General features: G+C 67.6%; 18 protein-coding genes. 2 read left to right on the forward strand and 16 right to left on the reverse strand.

Going from position 1 to position 19,658, the window contains the following annotated elements; translation table 11 throughout:
- Window positions 1–425 precede the first annotated feature (425 nt).
- From ACFPN1_RS01135 to mtnC, 4 genes are all read right to left on the reverse strand, one after another.
- Window positions 426–2,747, reverse strand: coding sequence for a nitric-oxide reductase large subunit (locus ACFPN1_RS01135; RefSeq protein ID WP_386752271.1), 2,322 nt, complete (start codon window positions 2,745–2,747; stop codon window positions 426–428).
- 297 nt (window positions 2,748–3,044) lie between these two features.
- On the reverse strand, window positions 3,045–3,797 hold the full coding sequence (locus tag ACFPN1_RS01140) for a cyclic nucleotide-binding domain-containing protein (protein ID WP_386752272.1): 753 nt from the start codon (window positions 3,795–3,797) through the stop codon (window positions 3,045–3,047).
- 19 nt (window positions 3,798–3,816) lie between these two features.
- Window positions 3,817–5,211, reverse strand: coding sequence for an oxygen-independent coproporphyrinogen III oxidase (gene hemN, locus ACFPN1_RS01145; protein ID WP_386752274.1), 1,395 nt, complete (start codon window positions 5,209–5,211; stop codon window positions 3,817–3,819).
- A 142-nt stretch (window positions 5,212–5,353) separates the two neighbouring features.
- Window positions 5,354–6,055, reverse strand: coding sequence for an acireductone synthase (gene mtnC / locus ACFPN1_RS01150; RefSeq protein WP_386752276.1), 702 nt, complete (start codon window positions 6,053–6,055; stop codon window positions 5,354–5,356).
- Between mtnC and ACFPN1_RS01155 the strand changes: the two genes are divergently transcribed.
- The gene (locus ACFPN1_RS01155; RefSeq protein WP_386752278.1) at window positions 6,048–6,365 is read left to right on the forward strand and encodes a hypothetical protein; all 318 of its coding nucleotides are present in this window, start codon (window positions 6,048–6,050) and stop codon (window positions 6,363–6,365) included. The two genes, mtnC and ACFPN1_RS01155, sit on opposite strands and share 8 nt — an antisense overlap.
- On the opposite strand, the gene ACFPN1_RS01160 is transcribed toward ACFPN1_RS01155, so the two are convergent.
- The 3 genes from ACFPN1_RS01160 to ACFPN1_RS01170 form a co-directional block, all read right to left on the reverse strand.
- Window positions 6,307–6,864 (reverse strand): 1,2-dihydroxy-3-keto-5-methylthiopentene dioxygenase, encoded by a 558-nt coding sequence (locus tag ACFPN1_RS01160; RefSeq protein ID WP_386752279.1) that lies wholly within the window; start codon window positions 6,862–6,864, stop codon window positions 6,307–6,309. The genes ACFPN1_RS01155 and ACFPN1_RS01160 overlap by 59 nt on opposite strands.
- Before the next feature lie 120 nt (window positions 6,865–6,984).
- Window positions 6,985–7,623, reverse strand: a complete 639-nt coding sequence (locus ACFPN1_RS01165) for a methylthioribulose 1-phosphate dehydratase (RefSeq protein ID WP_386752281.1) — start codon at window positions 7,621–7,623, stop codon at window positions 6,985–6,987.
- A gap of 100 nt (window positions 7,624–7,723) precedes the next feature.
- A complete protein-coding gene (locus ACFPN1_RS01170) occupies window positions 7,724–9,271 on the reverse strand; it encodes an amino acid permease (RefSeq protein WP_386752282.1) in 1,548 nt (515 codons plus the stop codon).
- Between the two features lie 141 nt (window positions 9,272–9,412).
- Between ACFPN1_RS01170 and ACFPN1_RS01175 the strand changes: the two genes are divergently transcribed.
- Window positions 9,413–10,000, forward strand: a complete 588-nt coding sequence (locus ACFPN1_RS01175) for an NUDIX hydrolase (protein WP_386752284.1) — start codon at window positions 9,413–9,415, stop codon at window positions 9,998–10,000.
- Between the two features lie 214 nt (window positions 10,001–10,214).
- On the opposite strand, the gene yeiP is transcribed toward ACFPN1_RS01175, so the two are convergent.
- From yeiP to ACFPN1_RS01220, 9 genes are all read right to left on the reverse strand, one after another.
- Window positions 10,215–10,781: an elongation factor P-like protein YeiP gene (yeiP, locus tag ACFPN1_RS01180; protein ID WP_386752286.1), complete on the reverse strand. Its 567-nt coding sequence runs from the start codon at window positions 10,779–10,781 to the stop codon at window positions 10,215–10,217.
- Window positions 10,778–11,077 (reverse strand): hypothetical protein, encoded by a 300-nt coding sequence (locus ACFPN1_RS01185; RefSeq protein WP_386752288.1) that lies wholly within the window; start codon window positions 11,075–11,077, stop codon window positions 10,778–10,780. The genes yeiP and ACFPN1_RS01185 overlap by 4 nt, the downstream gene beginning before the upstream one ends.
- Window positions 11,074–11,844, reverse strand: coding sequence for an SDR family NAD(P)-dependent oxidoreductase (locus ACFPN1_RS01190; RefSeq protein ID WP_386752290.1), 771 nt, complete (start codon window positions 11,842–11,844; stop codon window positions 11,074–11,076). The genes ACFPN1_RS01185 and ACFPN1_RS01190 overlap by 4 nt, the downstream gene beginning before the upstream one ends.
- Before the next feature lie 109 nt (window positions 11,845–11,953).
- Window positions 11,954–13,249, reverse strand: a complete 1,296-nt coding sequence (locus ACFPN1_RS01195; RefSeq protein WP_386752292.1) for a metal-dependent hydrolase family protein — start codon at window positions 13,247–13,249, stop codon at window positions 11,954–11,956.
- Between the two features lie 2 nt (window positions 13,250–13,251).
- Window positions 13,252–13,740, reverse strand: a complete 489-nt coding sequence (locus ACFPN1_RS01200; protein ID WP_386752294.1) for a GNAT family N-acetyltransferase — start codon at window positions 13,738–13,740, stop codon at window positions 13,252–13,254.
- Complete coding sequence (locus tag ACFPN1_RS01205; protein WP_386752295.1) at window positions 13,737–16,310, reverse strand: sensor domain-containing protein; 2,574 nt, start codon at window positions 16,308–16,310, stop codon at window positions 13,737–13,739. Before ACFPN1_RS01205 ends, ACFPN1_RS01200 begins: the two co-directional genes overlap by 4 nt.
- Before the next feature lie 10 nt (window positions 16,311–16,320).
- Window positions 16,321–17,214 carry a hydroxymethylglutaryl-CoA lyase gene (locus tag ACFPN1_RS01210; protein ID WP_386754001.1) on the reverse strand — a complete coding sequence of 298 codons (894 nt, stop codon included), beginning with the start codon at window positions 17,212–17,214 and terminating at the stop codon, window positions 16,321–16,323.
- A gap of 8 nt (window positions 17,215–17,222) precedes the next feature.
- The gene (locus ACFPN1_RS01215; protein WP_386752297.1) at window positions 17,223–19,238 is read right to left on the reverse strand and encodes an acetyl/propionyl/methylcrotonyl-CoA carboxylase subunit alpha; all 2,016 of its coding nucleotides are present in this window, start codon (window positions 19,236–19,238) and stop codon (window positions 17,223–17,225) included.
- Window positions 19,238–19,645 (reverse strand): VOC family protein, encoded by a 408-nt coding sequence (locus tag ACFPN1_RS01220; protein ID WP_386754003.1) that lies wholly within the window; start codon window positions 19,643–19,645, stop codon window positions 19,238–19,240. The genes ACFPN1_RS01215 and ACFPN1_RS01220 overlap by 1 nt, the downstream gene beginning before the upstream one ends.
- Window positions 19,646–19,658: the final 13 nt, after the last annotated feature.

Below are 19,658 nucleotides of genomic sequence, written 5' to 3' on the forward strand. Positions count from 1 at the left end.
CGAAAAGCGCTCGCTGCGCTCGCCGCCCCTCATCTGCCCGTTGGGCATCTTCTCCCCGCAGGCGGGGAGAAGAGGAAGTCAGGCTGCGACGCGAAATGGTGGACGTTAGCGCTACGCACCTGGCAGACAGCGGGAACACCAGGAACGTTGGGAACGTTGGGCGCTATTGATATCCCTCTCCCCGCAAGCGGGGAGAAGGGAAGCCAATATCCCTCTCCCCGCACCGCGGGGAGAGGGTGCCCGAAGGGCGGGTGAGGGGCGGCGAGCGCAGCGAGCTGCCTTTGCTCTTCGCAGTCCCGTCGGGGCCGAGGCAGCGCGGCAGAAGCAAAAACAACTCACTGCGCTCGCTCCCACTCATCTGCCCGCTGGGCATCTTCTCCCCGCAAGCGGGGAGAAGAGAAAGTCGCTTTTATCAGCGAGACCGACTACCGCTCCAATTCGCCCGCACCACCTTCCACCGGCAACCGCCGCGGCGCGACCCACAGCCGGAACACGAACCAGCACAGCGCCAGCGCGCCGACGCTGAACACCGTGTCGCCCGGCACGCGCATCCACACCAGCATGTCGACGATGGGCTTCTGCATGAACTCGGCCGAACGCGCATACGCGTAACCGTGCTCGATCGCCGCCAGCAGCTGCATCGTGCCCAGCGGCAGCAGGGTGAAGGCGGCCATCATTCCCAGGCCGATGTTGAAGCACCAGAACGCGACCTTCAGTGCCTTCGTATCCCACTGCATCTGCCCACGCAGTCCGCGCAGGCAGAACAGTACCAGTGCGATGCCGAGCATGCCGTACACGCCGAACAGCGCGGTGTGGCCATGCAGTGGCGTCAGGTTCAGGCCCTGCATGTAGTACAGCGACAGCGGCGGATTGATCAGGAAGCCGAACAGACCCGCACCCACCAGATTCCAGAACGACACCGCGATGAAGAACAGGATCGGCCAGCGGTAACGCGTCATCCATGGCGTCGCCTTGCCGAGCTTGTACGTGTGGTAGGCCTCGAAGCCGATGTAGGCCAGCGGCACCACTTCCAGCGCGGAGAAGCTCGCGCCCAGCGCCACCACCGCGGTCGGCGTACCGACGAAGTACAGATGGTGCAGCGTGCCGAGCACGCCGCCGGCCATGAACACGATCGTGGCGAACAGCACCGCCGTCGTCGCCGTCTTCGTGTTGACCAGGCCGAGCTTGACGAAGATCAGCGACATCACCGCGGCGGCGAAGACCTCGAAGAAGCCTTCCACCCACAGGTGCACCAGCCACCAGCGCCAGTACTCGACCTCGGAGATGTGCGTGTGCTCGCCCCACATCAGTGCCGCGCCGAAGAACAGGCCGATGCACACCGTCGACAGGAACAGCAGCCCGACGATCGCCTTGGTGTCGCTCTGCGGACCGCGCAGCACCGGCCACAGCGCCCGGCCGACCAGGGTCAGCCACAGCAGCAGGCCGATGAAGAGGAACCACTGCCAGAAGCGGCCCATGTCCGCGTATTCCCAGCCCTGGTGGCCGAACCAGAAGTTGAGGTCGAGGCCCATCTTCTGCATCACCGCCATCCATTGCCCGGCGAACGAACCGACCACGATGACGAGCAGGCAGACCCAGAGGAAGTTCACGCCCAGCCGCTGGAATTTCGGTTCATGCCCGCTCAGCGCCGGCGCGATGTACAGGCCGGTGCCGAGCCACGCGACCGCGATCCACAGCACGGCCAGCTGCGTGTGCCAGGTGCGCGTGATCGAGTAGGGCAGGACGTTGGAGAGATTGAAGCCGTAGGCGACCTGGCCTTCCACCTGGTAGTGCGCGGTCATCGCGCCGAGCAGGATCTGCACCAGGAACAGGGCCAGCACGACCCAGAAATACTTCGCGGTGGCGCGCATCGACGGAGTGATGCGCAGCATCGCAAGCGGATCGGTCTTCGGCAGCTGTGCCGGCGCCTCGTCGTGCGTGCGCGCGTGGTGCCAGCCGAGCAGGGCGATGCCCGCGATCAGGAACAGCACGCTGAAGGCCGACCACAGCCACAGCGGCGCGGCCGGTCGATTGCCGACCAGCGGCTCGCTCGGCCAGTTGTTGGTGTAGGTCACCTGCTGGTCGACGACGCCGGACTGCGTGGGAACCATCGCATCACCGGGTTCGCGCGGGCGCTCGGTGGTCGCGGCCCAGGCCGTCCACCAGAAGAACGCGGTGAGCGCGCGGCGGTTGTCCACGTCGGGCACCGTGTCGTTCTTCATCGCGTAGGCCTCGCGCAGCGACTGCGTGGCCGGGTCGTTGCCGAACAGGCTTTCGTAGTGCGCGGCGACGTTGGACAGCGCGACCACGCGATCCGCGTCGAGTGTGATCGTGCCGGTCGCGGCGTCGTAGGTGTTCCGGCGCATCATCTCCTGCAGGCGTCCTTGCAGCGCGGCCTTGCGCTCGGCGGGCAGCTGCGCGTACGTGGCCATCGCATCGTCGGCGCGCGCCCACAGGTCGAGCACGTTGGTGGCTTCGCGGTGCAGCCAGTCGGCGCTCCAGTCGGGCGCGACGTAGGCGCCGTGGCCCCAGATGGAGCCCAGTTGCATGCCGCCCATCGACTGCCACACCTGGCGGCCACGTTCGATGTCGGCCCTGGTGTAGATGACCTGGCCGCTTTCGCTGACCACGCGTTCTGGTACCGGCGGTGCAGCGCGGAAGATCTCCGTGCCGGCCCACAACAGCACGCCGAACGAGACGATGAGCAGGGCCGCCAGGCCGAGCCACAACTTCCTCGTATTGCTCATGATGGTTCTCCCATTTCGTCCTGCCATGGTCGATCCGGAGCGCGCGACACGCCTTGATTCAGGTCAAGGTCCCCGGCGCCGCGTGCGACCGACCTTAGGGTGGGCGTGGTTAAGCGCGAGTCGAGACGCGTACGCGCATCACGCGCTCACCAAGCTCCGCATTCGTTGCAACGTAGCCCGGGTAAGCGCAGCGCACCCGGGGGGCTTTGCGAAGCGGATGTGATGCCCGTTATCGCGCTTCGTGCAACGCACCCGGGTGCGCCTTCGGCTTACCCGGGCTACGGGGACGCGTATGGCTCAGTCGCGCAGCACCGGCGCGGCGAGCGCTTCGAGCGCCACGCGGTCGACCAGTTCCAGTTCGCGCCGGTCCACGCGCAGCAGTCCTTCTTCCTGGAACCGCCGCAGCACGCGGCTGACCGTTTCCGGTGCGAGCCGCAGGTAGTTGGCGATGTCGGTGCGCGCCATCGTCAACTGGAAGCGGTTGGCCGAGAAGCCGCGCGCAGCGAGGCGCCGCGACACGCCGATCAGGAACGCCGCCATGCGCTGGTCCGCCGACCAGTCGCCCGCGAGCAGCGCGGCGCGGCCGATGTCGCGGCTGAGCAGTCGGAACAACTGCCGCTGCAGCCCGGGCAGTCGCGCCGCCAGCACCGCGATCTTCGGGAACGAGAAGCGGCACAGCATCACCGTGTCCAGCGCCACCGCGTTGCACGGGTAGTGGTCGCCGTCGATCGCGTTGAGGCCGATGACCTCGCCGGGGAGGTGGAAGCCGAGCACGTGCTCGCGCCCGTCGCGGTCGATGACGTAGGTCTTCACCGTGCCCGCGCGCACCGCGGCGATGGCTTCGAACGGATCGCCTTCGCGGAAGACGTGCTCGCCGGCATGGAACGGCCCGACATGTTCGACGAGCACGTGCAGGTCCATCAGTGAGGACTTGTCCATGCCCTCGGCCAGGCAGGCGCTGGAGAAGGCACAGGTGGAGCAGAAGTGCAGGGAGTCGCCGTCGTCCGACAGCGTGCGTGCGTCGTTGCGCGGGAATTCCGCGTGATTCACGCCCGACTCCATGCGCGGCTCAGATCGCGCGCGAGAAGCGCGGCGTGGCCACGGCGGCGGGCTGGTCGAGGTAGTGGTCGAAGCACATGGCGATGTTACGCAACAGCAGCCGCCCGCGCGAGGTCACGGCGATCCGGTCGGTTTCCACGCGGACCAGGCCGTCCTCGGCCAGCGGGTGCAGCTTGTCCAGCGCGTCGCCGAAGTACGCGGCGAAATCGATGCCATAGCGCCGCTCCAGCGCGCGCACCGGGATCTCGCCCTGGCACATCAGAGCCTGGATCAGGTCGGCGCGTAGCTGGTCGTCCTCGGTCAGGCGCATGCCGCGGAACACGGGCAGGCGGCCCTCGTCCAGGGCGATCTGCCAGCTCATCAGGTCGCGCGGGTTCTGGCTGAAGCTGTCGCCGATGTGGCTGATCGCGCTCACGCCCAGCCCGATCAGGTCACTGTCGGCGTGCGTGGTGTAGCCCATGAAGTTGCGGTGCAGCCCGCCGCGCGCCTGCGCGACGGCCAGGTCGTCGTCGGGCAGCGCGAAGTGGTCCATGCCGATGTATTCGTAACCCGCGGCGGTGAGCTTGCTGATGGCCAGCTGCAGCAACGCGAGCTTGGTTTCGGCATCGGGCAGGTCTTCCGCATTGAGCTGCCGCTGCGGCTTGAACAGCTGCGGCAGGTGCGCGTAGCTGTAGACCGCGATGCGGTCGGGGCGCATGTCGGTGACGATGTCGAGCGTGCGCGCGAAGCCGTCGGGATTCTGCCTGGGCAGGCCGTAGATCAGGTCCACGTTCACCGAACGAAAGCCGTTGGCGCGGCACGCATCGACGACGGCGCGGGTTTCTTCCACGCTCTGGATGCGGTTCACCGCGACCTGCACCTCGTGGTCGAAGTCCTGAACGCCGAAGCTGGCGCGGTTGAAGCCGATGTCGGCCAGCTGCGCGATGTCGTCCGGGGTGACGAAGCGCGGGTCCAGCTCGATGGAAATGTCGCGCTCGCGCGAACCGGAAAAACGGAAATGGCTGCGCAGCGTGTCGACGACGTCGCGCAGCTGCTGCGGCGAGAGGAAGTTGGGCGTGCCGCCGCCGAAGTGCAGCTGGATCACCTCGCGGTCGCGATCGAACAGCTGCGCGGTGAGCGCGATTTCGCGGTACAGACGGGCGAGATAGGCTTCGCCGCGTGCCTTGTCGCGGGTGATGATGCGGTTGCAACCGCAGTAGAAGCACGGACTGGTGCAGAACGGCACGTGGACGTACAGCGACAGCCGCCGCGGAATGGGGTCGCCGTTGCTCGCGGCGGCCGCGTCGCGCAGCTCGGCCTCGCCGAAACCCGCATGGAACTGCGGCGCGGTCGGGTACGAGGTGTAGCGCGGCCCGGGGCGGTCGTAGCGCCGCAGCAGGTCGGGATCGAAGACCATGGTGTCCATGGCCTGCACGTTAGGCGGGGAGCGGGTAGCCCGCCTTGATCGGGATCAAATGCGGCGAGGATGCGGGCTTTGCCGTGGCTTACGCGACACGGGGGCAGCTTTCGCGGCACGGAGCGGCGGCCGGGCCCTCCATGTCCCGCGTTCAGGCCGTCAGCGCGATGTCCGCGAAGGATTCGACCCGCGCATGCCCATGCGTGGCTTCGCCGGTGCGCGGGTTGGGGTAATCCTCGCGGCGGTCGACCAGCACCGTGGCCAGGCCGGCTTCGCGGGCCGCATCGAGTTCCTCGACCACGTCGGACAGGAACAGGATGTCGCCGGGTGCGACGCCGATCTCTGCGGCGATGCGGCGGTAGCTGTCCGCTTCGCGCTTGCCACCGACTTCGGTATCGAACCAGCCCGAGAACAGCGGGGTCAGGTCGCCGGCGTCGCTGTGCCCGAAGAACAGACGCTGCGCGGGCACGCTGCCGGAGGAGTACACGTACAACGGCAGGCCGGCTTCCTTCCAGGCCATCAGCGCGGGGGCCGCGTCGGGATAGATGTGCGCGGTGAAGTCGGCGCTGCGGTAGCCGTCGGCCCAGACCATGCCCTGCAGCGCCTTGAGGGCGGTGTGCTTGCGGTCTTCGTCGATCCAGCCTTGCAGCACTTCCACGATCATGCGGTCGTCGCACATGCCGCCGTTCTCGGTCGCGACCGCATCGAGCCAGCGGCGCACGCCCGGCTCCTTGCCGCGCGCGGCGACGAAGGCGGGCAGCGCGCGGCGCGCGTACGGGAACAGCACGTCCTTGACGAACGAGATGCTGCTGGTGGTGCCTTCGATGTCGGTGAGGATGGCGCGAATGGGCATGGCGGACTCGTGCGTTGCTGTTGCTGCTGCTGCGTGGCTGTTGCTGCTGCTGCTGTTGCTGTTGCTGTTGCTGTTGCTGTTGCTGTTGCTGTTGCTGTTGCTGCAGCTGCAGCTGTTGTTTTTGTTGCCGTTGCTCGTCATCCCGGCGAAAGCCGGGATCCATTTGGCCGTTGCCCTTGCTTCTGACGACATTCGCCCGGAGGGCACCGAAGCAAAAGCAAAATGGGTCCCGGCTTCCGCTGGGACGACGGCTATCCCGCGGCCCCCGGCTCGTAACGTGGAAACCGCTGCGCGATATCCGTCCCGGTGAAATGCCCGACCCAGCCGTCCGGCTCGGTGAAGAAACGGATCGCGACGAAGCTCGGCTCCGGCCCCATGTCGAACCAGTGCAGCGCGCTGTCCGGCACGGAGATCAGATCGCCCTGTTCGCAACGGATCTCGTAGACCCTGTCGCCCACGTGCAGAGTGAACAGGCCCGAGCCGGCGACGAAGAAGCGGACCTCGTCTTCCTTGTGGAAATGCTCGTCGAGGAACTTCGCCCGCATCGTTTCCTTCTGCGGGTTGTCGGGGGCGATGCTCACCACGTCCACCGTCTTGAAGCCGCGCTCGGCGATGAGCCGGTCGATGTCGGTGCGGTAGGCATCGAGGATGATGTCGGGCGCGTCGCCAGGCGCGACGGCCTTGCCGGCTGTCCACTGCTCGAAGCCGACGTTGATCGTCGCCAGTTCGCGGGTCATCGCGGCCTGGTCCTCGGTGCTGAGCAGCGGCTCGCGGGGATTGTCTTCGGCAAAAATTCTCAGGCGGCTCATGGTCGTTTTCCGTAGGGCGGGTCTTGACCCGCCGAAAGAGGCAGCGGTGGCTCAAGCCCCACCGCAAGGGCAGTGGCAGTTCGAGCCCCGTCGCATGGGCAGCGGCGGGTCAAGACCGCCCTACGACCGCAGGCGGCGCAGGTCGAGCTCGCAGCCGAGCAGGAATTCGAAGGCTTCCAGATGCCGTCGCGCCTCGGCCATGTCGCGGCCCCAGGCGTACAGGCCGTGGCCGTCGATCAGGTAACCCCACAGCGGCTGGCGATCGAGCAGGGCATCGACCTGGGCGGCGAGTGTGTGCATGTCCTGGGTATTGGCGAACACCGGTACGTCGATTTCCGTGTCGTGCGTGGTGTTGCCGCTGAAGGCCTTGAGCAGTTCGTAGCCTTCCAGGTGCACGTGGCCCATGCCCGCGTACAGGCGCGAGGCGACGGTCTGGTTGTGCGAATGGGTGTGCAGCACGCAGCCGATGTCGGGGAAACGCTTGTAGAGCTGGGTGTGCAGGAGGGTTTCGGCGGAGGACTTCAGCTCGGTCGCCACCGGGCGACCGTCCACGTCGACGACCATGATGTCGGACTCGGTCAGCTTGCCCTTGTCGCGTCCCGACACGGTGATCGCCACGTGGTGCGCGTCGATGCGCTGCGAGAAGTTGCTGCTGGTCGCCGGCGTCCAGCCGCGCGCGGACAGTTCGCGCACGTTGACGATGATGTCCCGGGCGCATTGCGCCAGACGGTCGGAGTCGTAGGGGAGGGCCGCATTCATGCACGCAGTTTAGCAATCCGCGTCGGCGGGCATGGCCACGGCCCCATAACGGAAGAGCCCGGCCGAAGCCGGGCTCTTCAGGACGAAACCACCGCGCCGGTTACGGGCCGGTGCTCGGGCCTTCGTGCACCAGCGGATCGGGGGCCAGGCGCTCGGCGCCCAGGCCGTGCAGCAGGTGCTCGTTGCCGGGCGCCAGGTGGCTGCGGCGACGCGCGTACAGGAAGTACACGAGCAGGCCGGCGATCGCCCAGAACACGAAGAACTTGATGGTCGGGTTCCAGCCCAGGCTGAAGAACAGCAGCAGGCTGCCGGCGACGGCGAGCGGGCCGACGATCCACACCAGCGGCGTGCGGAACGGACGTGCGCGGCTCGGCTCGGTCTTGCGCAGCACCATCACGCCGATGGCGACGGCCGCGAAGGCGAACAGCGTGCCGGCATTGGAGATGTCGGCCAGGATGTCGACCGGGAACAGCGCCGCGAAGAACGCCACGAAGATGCCGGTGATCCAGGTGATCACGTGCGGGGTGTGGAACTTCGGATGCACCGCGGAGAGCTTGTCCGGCAGCAGGCCGTCGCGCGACATGGTGAACAGGATGCGCGTCTGGCCGAACATCATCATCAGCACGACCGACGGCAGCGCCAGGATGGCAGCGAAGCCGACCAGGTCACCGACCATCGGATGGCCGATCTGGCGCAGGACGAAGGCCAGCGGTTCCTTGCTTTCCGACAGCGGGCCGCCCGGCTGGGCGCCCATCGAGCCGACCGCGGTGTACGCGACCAGCAGGTAGATGATGGTGCAGATCGCGAGCGAGCCGATCAGGCCGATCGGGATGTTGCGGTTCGGGTTCCTGGTTTCCTCGGCGGCGGTCGAGACCGCATCGAAACCGACGTAGGCGAAGAAGATCGAAGCCGCCGCGCCGAGCACGCCCACGCCGGACAGTGGGGTGCCCCAGCCGTTGGGCAGCATCGGTTCGAAGTTGGCGCCCTGGACCTTCGGGAAGGCCAGCGCGATGAAGGCCATCAGCGCCACGATCTTGATCAGCACCAGCACCGCGGTGACCTTGGCCGATTTCGAAGTGCCGGCGGCGAGCAGTCCGGTGACGCCGAGCGCCAGCAGGAAGGCGATCAGGTTGAAGCCGCCCTTGTGCGCGACGCCGTCGACCAGGTGGACTGCATCGCCCTGGTCCTTGACGTGCTCGATCCAGAACGGGCCGGCGGTGAGGAAATCGGGCAATCCCAAGCCATGCTGGGCAAGGAAACCGTTGGCGTACCCGGACCAGCCCACCGACACCGCACCCGCGGCGACGGCGTATTCGAGGATCAGGGCCCAGCCGACCATCCAGGCGATCAGTTCGCCCAGCACGGCATACGAATAGGTGTAGGCGGAACCCGAGACCGGCACCATCGCCGCGATCTCGGAATAGATCAGCGCGGTGAGCGCGCAGACGATGCCCGCGATGACGAACGAATACATCATGCCCGGGCCGGCCTTGTTGGCCGCCACGGCGGTCAGCACGAAGATGCCGGTGCCGATGACCGCACCGATGCCGAGCATCGTGAGATCGAACGCGCCGAGCTGGCGCGTCAAAGCGCGCTTGCCGGCGGTCTCCAGAATCAGGTCCAGCGGTTTCCTGCGTTGAAACAGCATTACGTTCTCCCCAAGAGCGGATGACCAGACGCACGGTTTGCCGCATGGGGCGGAACCTGAGCCGCGGCACCATACCTTGCGGCGGCGCGAAGGCACAAGGTGGGGCAGTCACGGGCGATAATCGCGGCCCGCACGAGTCGCATGCCCATGAACGACACCGCCGTTTCCGCCACGCACGCTTCCGGAATTGACGCACTGCATCATGAGTTGCGGGATTACGCGCGACGATGGCCCGCCGAGGCGGCTGTCGTGGATTTGTTTGGCGGCTTGCTCGGTGAATCCGGCCCGGACCCGTTCATGCGACAGCGGCTGGCGGGTCACTTCACCGCATCGTCCTGGCTGGTCGACCGCAGTGGCCAACGCGTGCTGCTGACGCACCACCGCAAGCTGGATCGCTGGCTGCAGCTGGGCGGCCACGCGGACGGCGACCGCGATCTGGCGCGCGTGGCGCTGAAGGAAGCGGAAGAAGAATCGGGGCTGCCGGGATTGACCGTCGAGGGCGTCATCTTCGACCTCGACCGGCACTGGATCCCCGAACGCGGCGACGTTCCGGGGCATTGGCATTACGACGCGCGTTACGTGGTGCACGCGGGCGAAGACGAAGCGTTCGTCGTCAGCGACGAATCGCATGCGCTGGCGTGGCGCGAGATCGAAGCGATCGCGGGCGACGCGAACGCGGACGAATCCATGCGCCGCATGGCGGTGAAGTGGATGGCGCGACTGGTGTGAGCGGCGGGTCGGGATGACGCGCTTCGCGTGAGCGCGGAGTTGCGCTATTGGTGCAGTTGCATGGAGCAGAGCTCGCTGCGCTAGCTTCCCCTCATCCGGTCCTTCCCTCAGCGAGCTGTCGCTCGCTTCGACCTTCTCCCCGCAAGCGGGGAGAAGGGAACTCCGGCGGCGCGTGGCGCGTCGCGAGGGGGGCGCGAGGTGCCGATCCTGCAGATCAATCCGCGCGACCGGCGAACTCGCCCGTCGCGGTGTTCACCAGCACCTTTTCGCCGTTGCCGATGTACTCGGGCACCATGATCTCGATGCCGGTCGACAGCTTCGCCGGCTTCGGACGCTTGGTCGCGGTGCCGCCCTTCAGTTCCGGCGGCGTGTCGATCACTTCGATCGCCACGTTCTGCGGCAGCTGCACCGCGACGGGCTGGTCGTCGATGATCTGCACGTAGCAGCCGGACAGCTCGTCGACGATGAAGCCGGCCGCGTCGCCCACCACGTCGGCATCGAGCGTGTAAGGCGTGTAGTCCTCGTCGTCGAGGAACACGAACGCGTCGCCGTCCTTGTACGAGAACGTCGCCTGGCGGCGGCTCAGTTCGACTTCCTTGAGCTCGTCCTCCGCACCCATGCTGACGTCGAGCTTTACCCCGCCCGGAACGCTGTACATCGTGAAGCGGTACTTCACGTTGCCGCCGCGGCCCTGCGGCGAGCTGCGTTCGATGTCGCGGATCTGGTAGACGGCGTTGTTGTGTTCGACAACGTTGCCTTTCTTGACGTCGTAAGCCTTCATTGGATTCGATCGGAAGTGAGGGAATGGAAGATGCGCTCGTTGATCCACCAGGTCAGCGCCGCCCACAGCAGGCCGGCGGTGGCGCACAGGGACACGGTGAAGCCGAGCACCATCGGCAGGCGCGGATGGTCCAGGCCCAGCCGGAGCGAGACCATGACGGCCATGGCGATGGTCATCACGCCGCCCCAGGCCAGCAGCCCGCGCAGCAGCAGGAAGCGGCCGAAGCCGCGGCTGCGGATCGCCGGCCAGCGATCGCGCACCCAGCGTTCGGCGCGGGAACCGTAGTGGACGCTCACTTCGGCGCCAGGCGCGTGGCGCCGTCGAGCCGGATGGTTTCGCCGTTGAGGTAGCGGTTGCCCAGGATGTAGGCGACCAGGTCGGCGAACTCCTCCGGACGACCCAGCCGCGACGGATACGGAATCGTGGCGGCGAGCGACTGCTGCACGGATTCGGGCATGCCATCGACCATCGGCGTCCAGAACACGCCCGGTGCAACGGTCATCACGCGGATGCCGAAGCGCGACAGCTCGCGCGCCATCGGCAGGGTCATGCCGACCACGCCGCCCTTGCTCGCCGAATACGCGGCCTGGCCGATCTGCCCTTCGTAGGCGGCGACCGACGCGGTGTTGACGATCACGCCGCGCTCGCCGTCTTCGCCCGCTTCGTTGTTCTGCATGAGCGCGGCGGCGGCCTTGGCGACGTTGAAGCTGCCGACCAGGTTCACCATAACCGTGGTCTGGAACTGCGACAGCGGCATCGGGCCTTCCTTGCCGAGCATGCGGCCGGCGCCGAGGATGCCGGCGCAGTTGATCGCGGCGTTGAGGCCGCCCAGGAATTCCTTCGCCGCATCGACGTTGGCGGCGACGCCGGCTTCGCTGGTCACGTCCGTCTTGAAGTAGCGCGCGTTGGCGTCGCCGAGTTCGGCGACGGCGGCGGCGCCCTTCTCGTCGTTCACGTCGAACAGCGCGACCTTGCCGCCGTGGGCCACGAGGTGTTTGGCGACGGCCAGGCCGAGGCCGGAAACGCCGCCGGTGACGATGGCGCGGACGGAATTGAGCTGCATGGGGCGATCCCTGAGGCGGAAAACGGCGATTTTAGCCCGGCCGCGGGAGCCGGCCCACCCGGATCCGTTGGACCACGACCCGTCGCGAGCGCAGCGGGGCCGCCACGCGTCAGGGCTGGCGGTACACCACGCCGTCCTTCATCACGAACACCGGCTGGCGCAGGCTGTCCACGTTTTCGCTGGGATCGCCCACGAACGCGGCGAGGTCGGCGCGCAGTCCCGGCACGATGCGACCGATCCGGTCCTCCCGGCGCAGGATGCGCGCGGCAGTACTGGTGCAGGCGCGCAGGGCCTGTGCGGGTGTCATGCCCAATCGCACCATCCAGGCCGGTTCGCGCCAGTTGTCGCCGTGGCGGTACACGCCCACGTCGCTGCCGCAGCCGATGGTCGTGCCCGCGTCCAGCGCCGCACGGAAGGCGCGTGCGGCTTCCTGCATTTCCGGAGTCGGCGCCTGTCCGGGCTTGTAGCCCTCGAAGTACTCGCCGTAGGCCTCGACCGCGGTGAGGGTCGGCAGCCAGGCGATATCGCGTTCACGCATGAGCCGGAATGTCGCGGCGGTACCCGCGGTGCCGTGTTCGATGCTGTCGACGCCGGCTTCGATCGCCATGCGCATGCCCTTGTCGCTGGACGCATGCGCGGCGACCGGACGGCCGGACAGATGCGCCGCCTCCACCAGTGCGTGCAGTTCGTCGGCGGTGAAGGTGGGCTGCGTGCTGCCGTCGGTGCCGACGCGGTAGTCGGCATAGACCTTGATCCAGTCGGCGCCGCGCGCGGCCTGTTCGCGTACTGCCTTGATGACTTCGCTGGTGCCACTGACGGGCTGCGCGCCTTGCGGGAGGTCGGCGTCGGGATCGAAGCCGCGCGGGCCCGGACCATAGCTGCTGCTGGCGACGATCGCGCGTGTGGCGACGACCAGGCGCGGGCCGGGAATGAGGCCTTCGTCGATCGCGCGCTTGACCGACACGTCGGCGTAGCCCGCGCCTTCCGTGCCGAGATCGCGCAGCGTGGTGAAGCCGGCCAGGAGGGTATCGCGCGCGTGTTTTGCGGCTTTCAGCGTGCGGTAGGGCGTGGGTTCCTTGAGGACCTGGTCGTTCCAGCCCGTCTCGTTGTACGGGTGAAGGAACACGTGCGAATGCAGGTCGATCAGCCCGGGCAACAGCGTCGCGCCGGGCAGTTCGATACGCCGCGCGTCGGTGGGCACCGTCATGCGGGCTGCCTCGCCGACCGCCACGATCGCGCCATCGCGCACCAGGACCGCCCAGCCGGCATGCGATGCCGCTTCGTCGCCGGTCCACACCCGGTCGGGAAGCAGGAGGTAGCTCGCCGGATCCTTCGCGGCCTGCGCGTGCGACGGAGCGGCTACCGCCAGCAGGCACGCGAGCCACAGCGCGGCGAGGGCACGCATGCTCACAGCTCCAGCAGGTAGTAGGTGTCGCAGCCGCCGTGGCCGGTGCGGCCGCGCGGCGCGCCGATGCGCTTGAAGCCGTGCTTCTCGTACAGGCGGATCGCGTCGTTCATGCCGGCCAGCGTTTCCAGGTAGCAGAAGCGGAAGCCGAACGAACGCGCGGCGTCCAGGCAGCGCCGCAGCATCTCGCTGCCGATGCCCTGGCCGCGGATGGACTTGAGGAAATACATCTTGCGCAACTCGCAGGTGTCCTCGTCGCCGCCCGCCAGCGGCGCGACGCCACCACCGCCGACGACCTTGCCGTCCATGTCGACGACGAAGTAGGCGCTGCGCGGCAGCGAGTAGGCGCGCTGCATCCAGTCGACCTCGGGATCGTTGATCGCGAATCCGTCGCCGATCGCGCCGTATTCCGGCATCACGGTGCGGATGATCGCGGCCACGGCGGCATCGTCGCGTGGCTGGATCGGCCGGATCTTCCATCTGGATGTCATCGATCGGACTCCCTCGAAGGTGGATACAGGGCCTGCAGTTCGTCGGGCGCGAGACCGGGGGAGAACAGGAATCCCTGCCCGGTGGCGACGCCGATGTCGAGCAGGAAGCGGCGCTGGCGCTCGGTCTCGATGCCCTCGGCCACCAGGCTGAGGCCAAGGCTGCGCGCGATGCCGGTGACGGCATGGCACACGGCGACATCGGACTTGCGGTCCGGCACGCCCTGGACGAACAACTGGCTGAGCTTGAGCCCGTGTATCGGCAGACGGCGCAGATAGTTGAGCGCGCTGTAACCCTCGCCGAAGTCGTCGATGGTCAGCACCACGCCCATGTCGCGCAACGCGGCGAAGGTGCGCACGGTATCGGGCGCATCCTCGATCAGCACGCGCTCGGTGAATTCCAGTTCCAGCGCATGGCCGGGCAGGCCCGATTCGGCCAGCGCGGCGCGCACGTGCTCGGCCAGGTCCTCGCCCAGGAACTGGCGGTAGGACACATTGACCGCGACGCGCTCCAGGGTCAGTCCGCGGTCGAGCCAGCGGCGCATCTGCTTGCAGGCTTCGCGCAGTACCCAGCCGCCGATGCCGACGATGTCGCCGGTGGTCTCGGCGTGGCTGATGAAGTGGTCGGGCCGCATCTCGCCGAGCAGGCGGTTGTTCCAGCGGATCAGCGCCTCGGCACCCACCGCCGTGCCGGTGTCGATCTGCACCAGCGGCTGGTAGACGAGCGTGAACTCGTCGTTGATCACCGCGCGGCGCAAATGTGTTTCCAGTTGCAGGCGCTGCAGTTGCTGTTCGGCGAGTTCGGCGGTGAAGGACTGCCAGTCGTTGCGGCCGCGGCGCTTGCTGTCGTACATCGCGACATCGGCGTTCTGGATCAGCTGCTGTGCGCGGCGCCCGTCGATGGGCGACTGGGCGATGCCGATGCTCGCCGTGATGCTGAATTCCTCGCCGTCCATGCGGAAGCTTTCGGAGAAGGCTTCGAGGATCGCATCGGCCAGGCGCTCCGGGCGCGAGGGTTCGTCGCCGGTGGAACAGATCACCAGGAACTCGTCGCCGCCGAAGCGCGCGATCAGGCCTTCGCTGCCGATGGCGCGCTGGATACGACGCGAGGCCGCAGACAGCAGCCTGTCGCCGGCCGCGTGGCCGAGAACGTCATTGACGATCTTGAAGCGGTCCAGGTCGATGTAGAGGACGGCCGCGCGTTGCAACGCGGGATCGGACAGGCGTGTTTCCAGTTCCTCCAGTACCGCGTCGCGGTTGAGCAGACCGGTCAGCGGATCCGTGCGCGCCTGCACGCGCAGGGTTTCCTCGGCCTGCTTGCGCTCGGTGATGTCCTGCAGCGTGCCGGTGATGTGGGCACTGAGCGGGCTGCCGGTTTCGGCCTCGCCGATCATGCGGATCCAGAACAGGTGGCCGTTGGCCTGCCAGCCCTGCAGGTCGAGGTTCAGGCTGCGACCGTGGGCGATGGCATGGTCGAGCGCGGCCCGCAGGCGCCGGCGATCGGGTTCGCGCAGGCAGGCAAGCAGGTCGTCCATCGTCGCCGGGTCGGGATGCTGGCCGAGGATGCGCCGGGCTTCCTCGGTGAGATACAGCGCGTTGCGTCCGGTGTCCCACTCCCAGCCGCCGATGTGCGCCAGCGCCTGGGCGCGATCGAACAGCGTGCTGTCGCGCTTGAGTGCGGTGACGTCGGAAAACAGCGACAGCACCCGCGACGGCGCGGTGCCACCCGCTTCGAACTGCGGCACGCAGGTGACCGACAGCCATTTCAGCTGCCGCGTGCGCCGGCTGTAGAAGCCGAGCACCGTGCTCTCGACGGTCTTGCCGGTGCGCAGCGCGTACGTTGCGGGCTGGTCGGCCTTGGGCACTTCGCGGCCGTGCTCGTCGAAGGTCAGCCACACTTCCTCGCGCAGGTCGTCCTGCAGTGCGCGCTCGTTCTCGATGCCGAGGATGCGCATCGCCGCGGGATTGGCGTGGATGATCTGGCCATCGGCGTCGCGCACGATGATGCCCTTGTCGATCGACTCCATCAGTTCGCGATAGCGCAATTCCGCGGCATGGCGACTGCTGAGGTCGCGGGCAACGGCGACGATGTGGATCTTGTCGTCGTCGTTGAAGCCGGCCGAGTGCACCTCGACCGGGAAGCGCGTGCCATCCGCACGCATGTTGGTGACTTCGATGACGTAGGTTTCGCCGCGCAGCAGCGTCTCCCAGACCGGCCGCAGGTGGTCGCGCGGCAGGTCGGGATTGAGGAACTCGATCGGCTTGCCGACGATCTCCTCGCGCGTGCGCTGGTAGGCGGCCATGCCGGCCTTGTTGACGTCGAGGACCGTGCCGTCCCAGGAAATGATGCTGACCGGGTCGGGCACGGCATCGAACACGGCGCGATAGCGGCTGCGCTCGAGATCCGCGGCCTGGTCGGCATCGCGCAGGGCATCGCGCGCCTGCTGCAGCAACGGGCGCAGGTGTGCGGGCAGGGAGGGATCGTTGCAGGCCTGCTCGAGCGCCGCGAGCGTCGTGGCGGCATCGGCATCCGATGTCGCTTCGACGGCTCGCAGCGGGCCCTTGCTGGTCATCTCGATCCCATCATTTCGAAAGCAGCGCCTTTCCTGCCTTGCTGCCGGTCTCGCGCCCCAGGAGGGCGGCGAGCCAGCGTCCGGTCTCGGCGAGCCGGTCGATGTCGACGCCCGTCGCGATGCCCAGTCCATGCAGCATATACACAACGTCCTCGGTGGCGACATTCCCGCTCGCGCCCTTGGCGTAGGGGCAGCCGCCGGCGCCGGAAACCGCGGCGTCGACCACGGCGACACCTTCTTCCAGGCAGGCCAGGATGTTGGACAGCGCCTGGCCGTAGGTGTCGTGGAAATGGACCGCCAGCGCGGCCATCGGCACGTCGCCGGCGACGGCCTTGAGCATCGCGCGCGCTTTGCCCGGAGTCCCCACGCCGATGGTGTCGCCCAGCGAAACCTCATAGCAGCCCATGTCGTGCAAGGCCTTCGCCACGCGCACGACATCGCCCAGCGGTACTTCGCCCTGGTAGGGGCAGCCAAGCACGGTGGACACGTAACCGCGCACCCTCACCCCGTCGGCTTTCGCGCGTTCCATCACCGGCGCGAAGCGGGCGAGCGACTCGTCGATGCCGGCGTTGATGTTGCGGCGATTGAAGGCTTCGGATGCGGCCGTGAACACCGCGATTTCCATGACACCCACGGCGCGGGCGCGTTCGTAGCCCTGTTCGTTGGGAACCAGCACCGGATAACTGACACCCGGTTGCCGATGGATGCCGGCATAGACCTCGGCGGCATCGGCGAGCTGCGGCACCCACTTGGGACTGACGAAACTCGTGGCTTCGATGCTGCGCAGGCCGGTGGCGGAAAGGCGATCGATCAGGGCGATCTTATCCGCGGTGCCGATGATGGTCTTTTCGTTCTGCAGGCCGTCGCGGGGTCCCACTTCGACGATGCGCACGTGCGAGGGCATGGCCATGGTCACTTCTCTAGCGCGACCAGCACGGCGTCCGCTTCGACGAAGTCACCGCCGGCCGCACGCACTTCCGCCACGGTGCCGGCGCGCGGCGCCTTGAGGCTCAGTTCCATCTTCATCGCTTCGATCACCATGACCTCCTGGCCGGCCTCGACCTTGTCGCCCGGCGCAGCCCGCACGACCACCACGCGACCCGGCATGGGGGCCGTGACGCGATCCGCACCGCTGCCGGCCGCCGCCTGTTCGTGACGATACATCGGCACCGGTTCCAGCCCCAGCCGTTGCATGCCGTCGTGCACCACCACGTGCCGGCCGAGCTCGAGCACCGCGAAGCGGCGCGCGCGCCCGTCGATACGCAGCCCCAGGCTGTCGCCTTCGAGCCGTGCGCCCGAAATGGAGATCGCATCGTGGCCCGCAATGCCCTCGATCCGGTACGCACTGTTGCTTCCGTGCGTGCGCAGTTCGATGCGCTGGCCGCGGTGCAGGAAAGCCAGGCTGCGATGCCCGCCATGACCCAGCCGCCAGCCATCGGCGATGGCCCAGGGAGAAGACGGATCGCCCGACGCGCGCGCGCGGTCGAGCGAGTCCTGTTCCTGCGCCAGCAGCTGCGCCGTCGCGGCGGCAAGCAACAGGTCGGTGTCGACGGCCACGGCCGATGCGTCGGCAGACGGCACGAACTCGTCCAGGTGCCGGTCGAGGTAGCCGGTGTCGATCGTGCCTCCGACGACCGCCGGATGGCGCGCGAGGCGTTCGAGGAATTCGATGTTCGCCTTCGGCCCGGCGATATCGCATTGCGCGAGCGCGTCGCGCAGGCGGGCGAGGGCGCGCGGTCGGTCGCCGTCGTGCACGATCAGCTTGGCGATCATCGGATCGTAGAAGATCGTCACCGTATCGCCTTCGACCACGCCCGGATCGATGCGGACATGCGCATCGGCGACGGGAAGGCGCAGCCGTTCGAGCCGGCCGGAGCCCGGCAGGAAGCCGGCTTCGGGATCCTCCGCGTACAGGCGCACTTCGATCGCATGACCGTCCTGGCGGATGTCCTGCTGCGCGAGTGGGAGCGCTTCGCCGGCGGCCACGCGCAATTGCCATTCGACCAGATCGAGCCCGGTCACCAGTTCGGTGACGGGATGCTCGACCTGCAGCCGCGTGTTGATCTCCATGAAGTAGAAGCCGCCATCCTGGCCGACGATGAATTCGACGGTGCCGGCGTTGACGTAATCGATCGCACGCGCGGCCATCACGGCGGCGTTGCCCATCGCCTGGCGCAGCTCGGGCGTCAGGAACGGCGAGGGCGATTCCTCCAGCACTTTCTGGTAACGGCGTTGCGCGGAACATTCGCGTTCGTTGAGGTGCAGCGCGTGGCCGCGCGCATCGGCGAAGACCTGGATTTCGATGTGGCGCGGCTTCTCGACGTAGCGTTCGAGCAGCACGCGGTCGCGCCCGAAGGCGTTGCGTGCTTCGCGCTGGCAGCTCTCCAGATTGGCGGCGAACTCCTGGCTGGAGCGCACGATGCGCATGCCCTTGCCACCGCCGCCGTGGGCGGCCTTGATCATCAACGGATAACCGATCGCGTCGGCTTCGCGCTGCAGCACCTCGGCGGACTGGTCCTCGCCGGTGTAGCCGGGCACCACCGGCACGCCGGCGGCGTGCATCAGTTCCTTCGCGCCGGCCTTGCTGCCCATCTTGCGCATCGACGCGCCCGACGGGCCGATGAAGACCAGTCCGGCGGCGGCGACTGCATCGGCGAAATCGGCGTTCTCGCTGAGGAAGCCGTAGCCGGGATGGATGGCCTGCGCGCCGCAGCGCTTGGCCACTTCGATGATGGCATCGCCACGCAGATAGGACTCCTGCGGGCGCGGTCCGCCGATGCAGTAGGCCTCGTCGGCCTGGCGCACGTGCTGCGCATCGGCGTCGGCTTCCGAATACACGGCGACGGTGCGGATGCCGAGCTTGCTCGCGGTGCGGATGACACGACAGGCGATTTCGCCGCGGTTGGCGATCAGGATCTTGGCGAACATCAGGAATCCGATTCCGGCAGGTGACAGACGGCTTCGATGTTGTGACCGTTCGGATCGATCACGAAGGCGCCGTAATAGTTGGGGTGATAGTGCGGACGCAGGCCGGGTGCACCGTTGTCGCGTGCACCGGCCGCCAGTGCCGCCTGGTGGAAGGCATCGACCGCGACGCGCGAGCGAGCGCTGAAGGCGATGTGCAGCCCGTCGTGCGTGACCGGCATGCCCGCGCCGGCGCCGATCCAGAAGTCGGGCTTGCCGTTCGCTCCGAAGCCCAGGTAGCGCGCGTCGGAGCCGCTCATCTCCGGCGTCACTTCCATCACCGGGCCGTAGCCCAGCGGCGCGAGCGCGCGTTCGTAGAACGCCTTGCTGGCGGCGAAGTCGGCGACGGTGATTCCCATGTGGTCCAGCATGTCGTCCTCCTCG

The organism is Lysobacter yangpyeongensis (assembly GCF_042655745.1).
Taxonomy (GTDB): domain Bacteria; phylum Pseudomonadota; class Gammaproteobacteria; order Xanthomonadales; family Xanthomonadaceae; genus Agrilutibacter; species Agrilutibacter yangpyeongensis.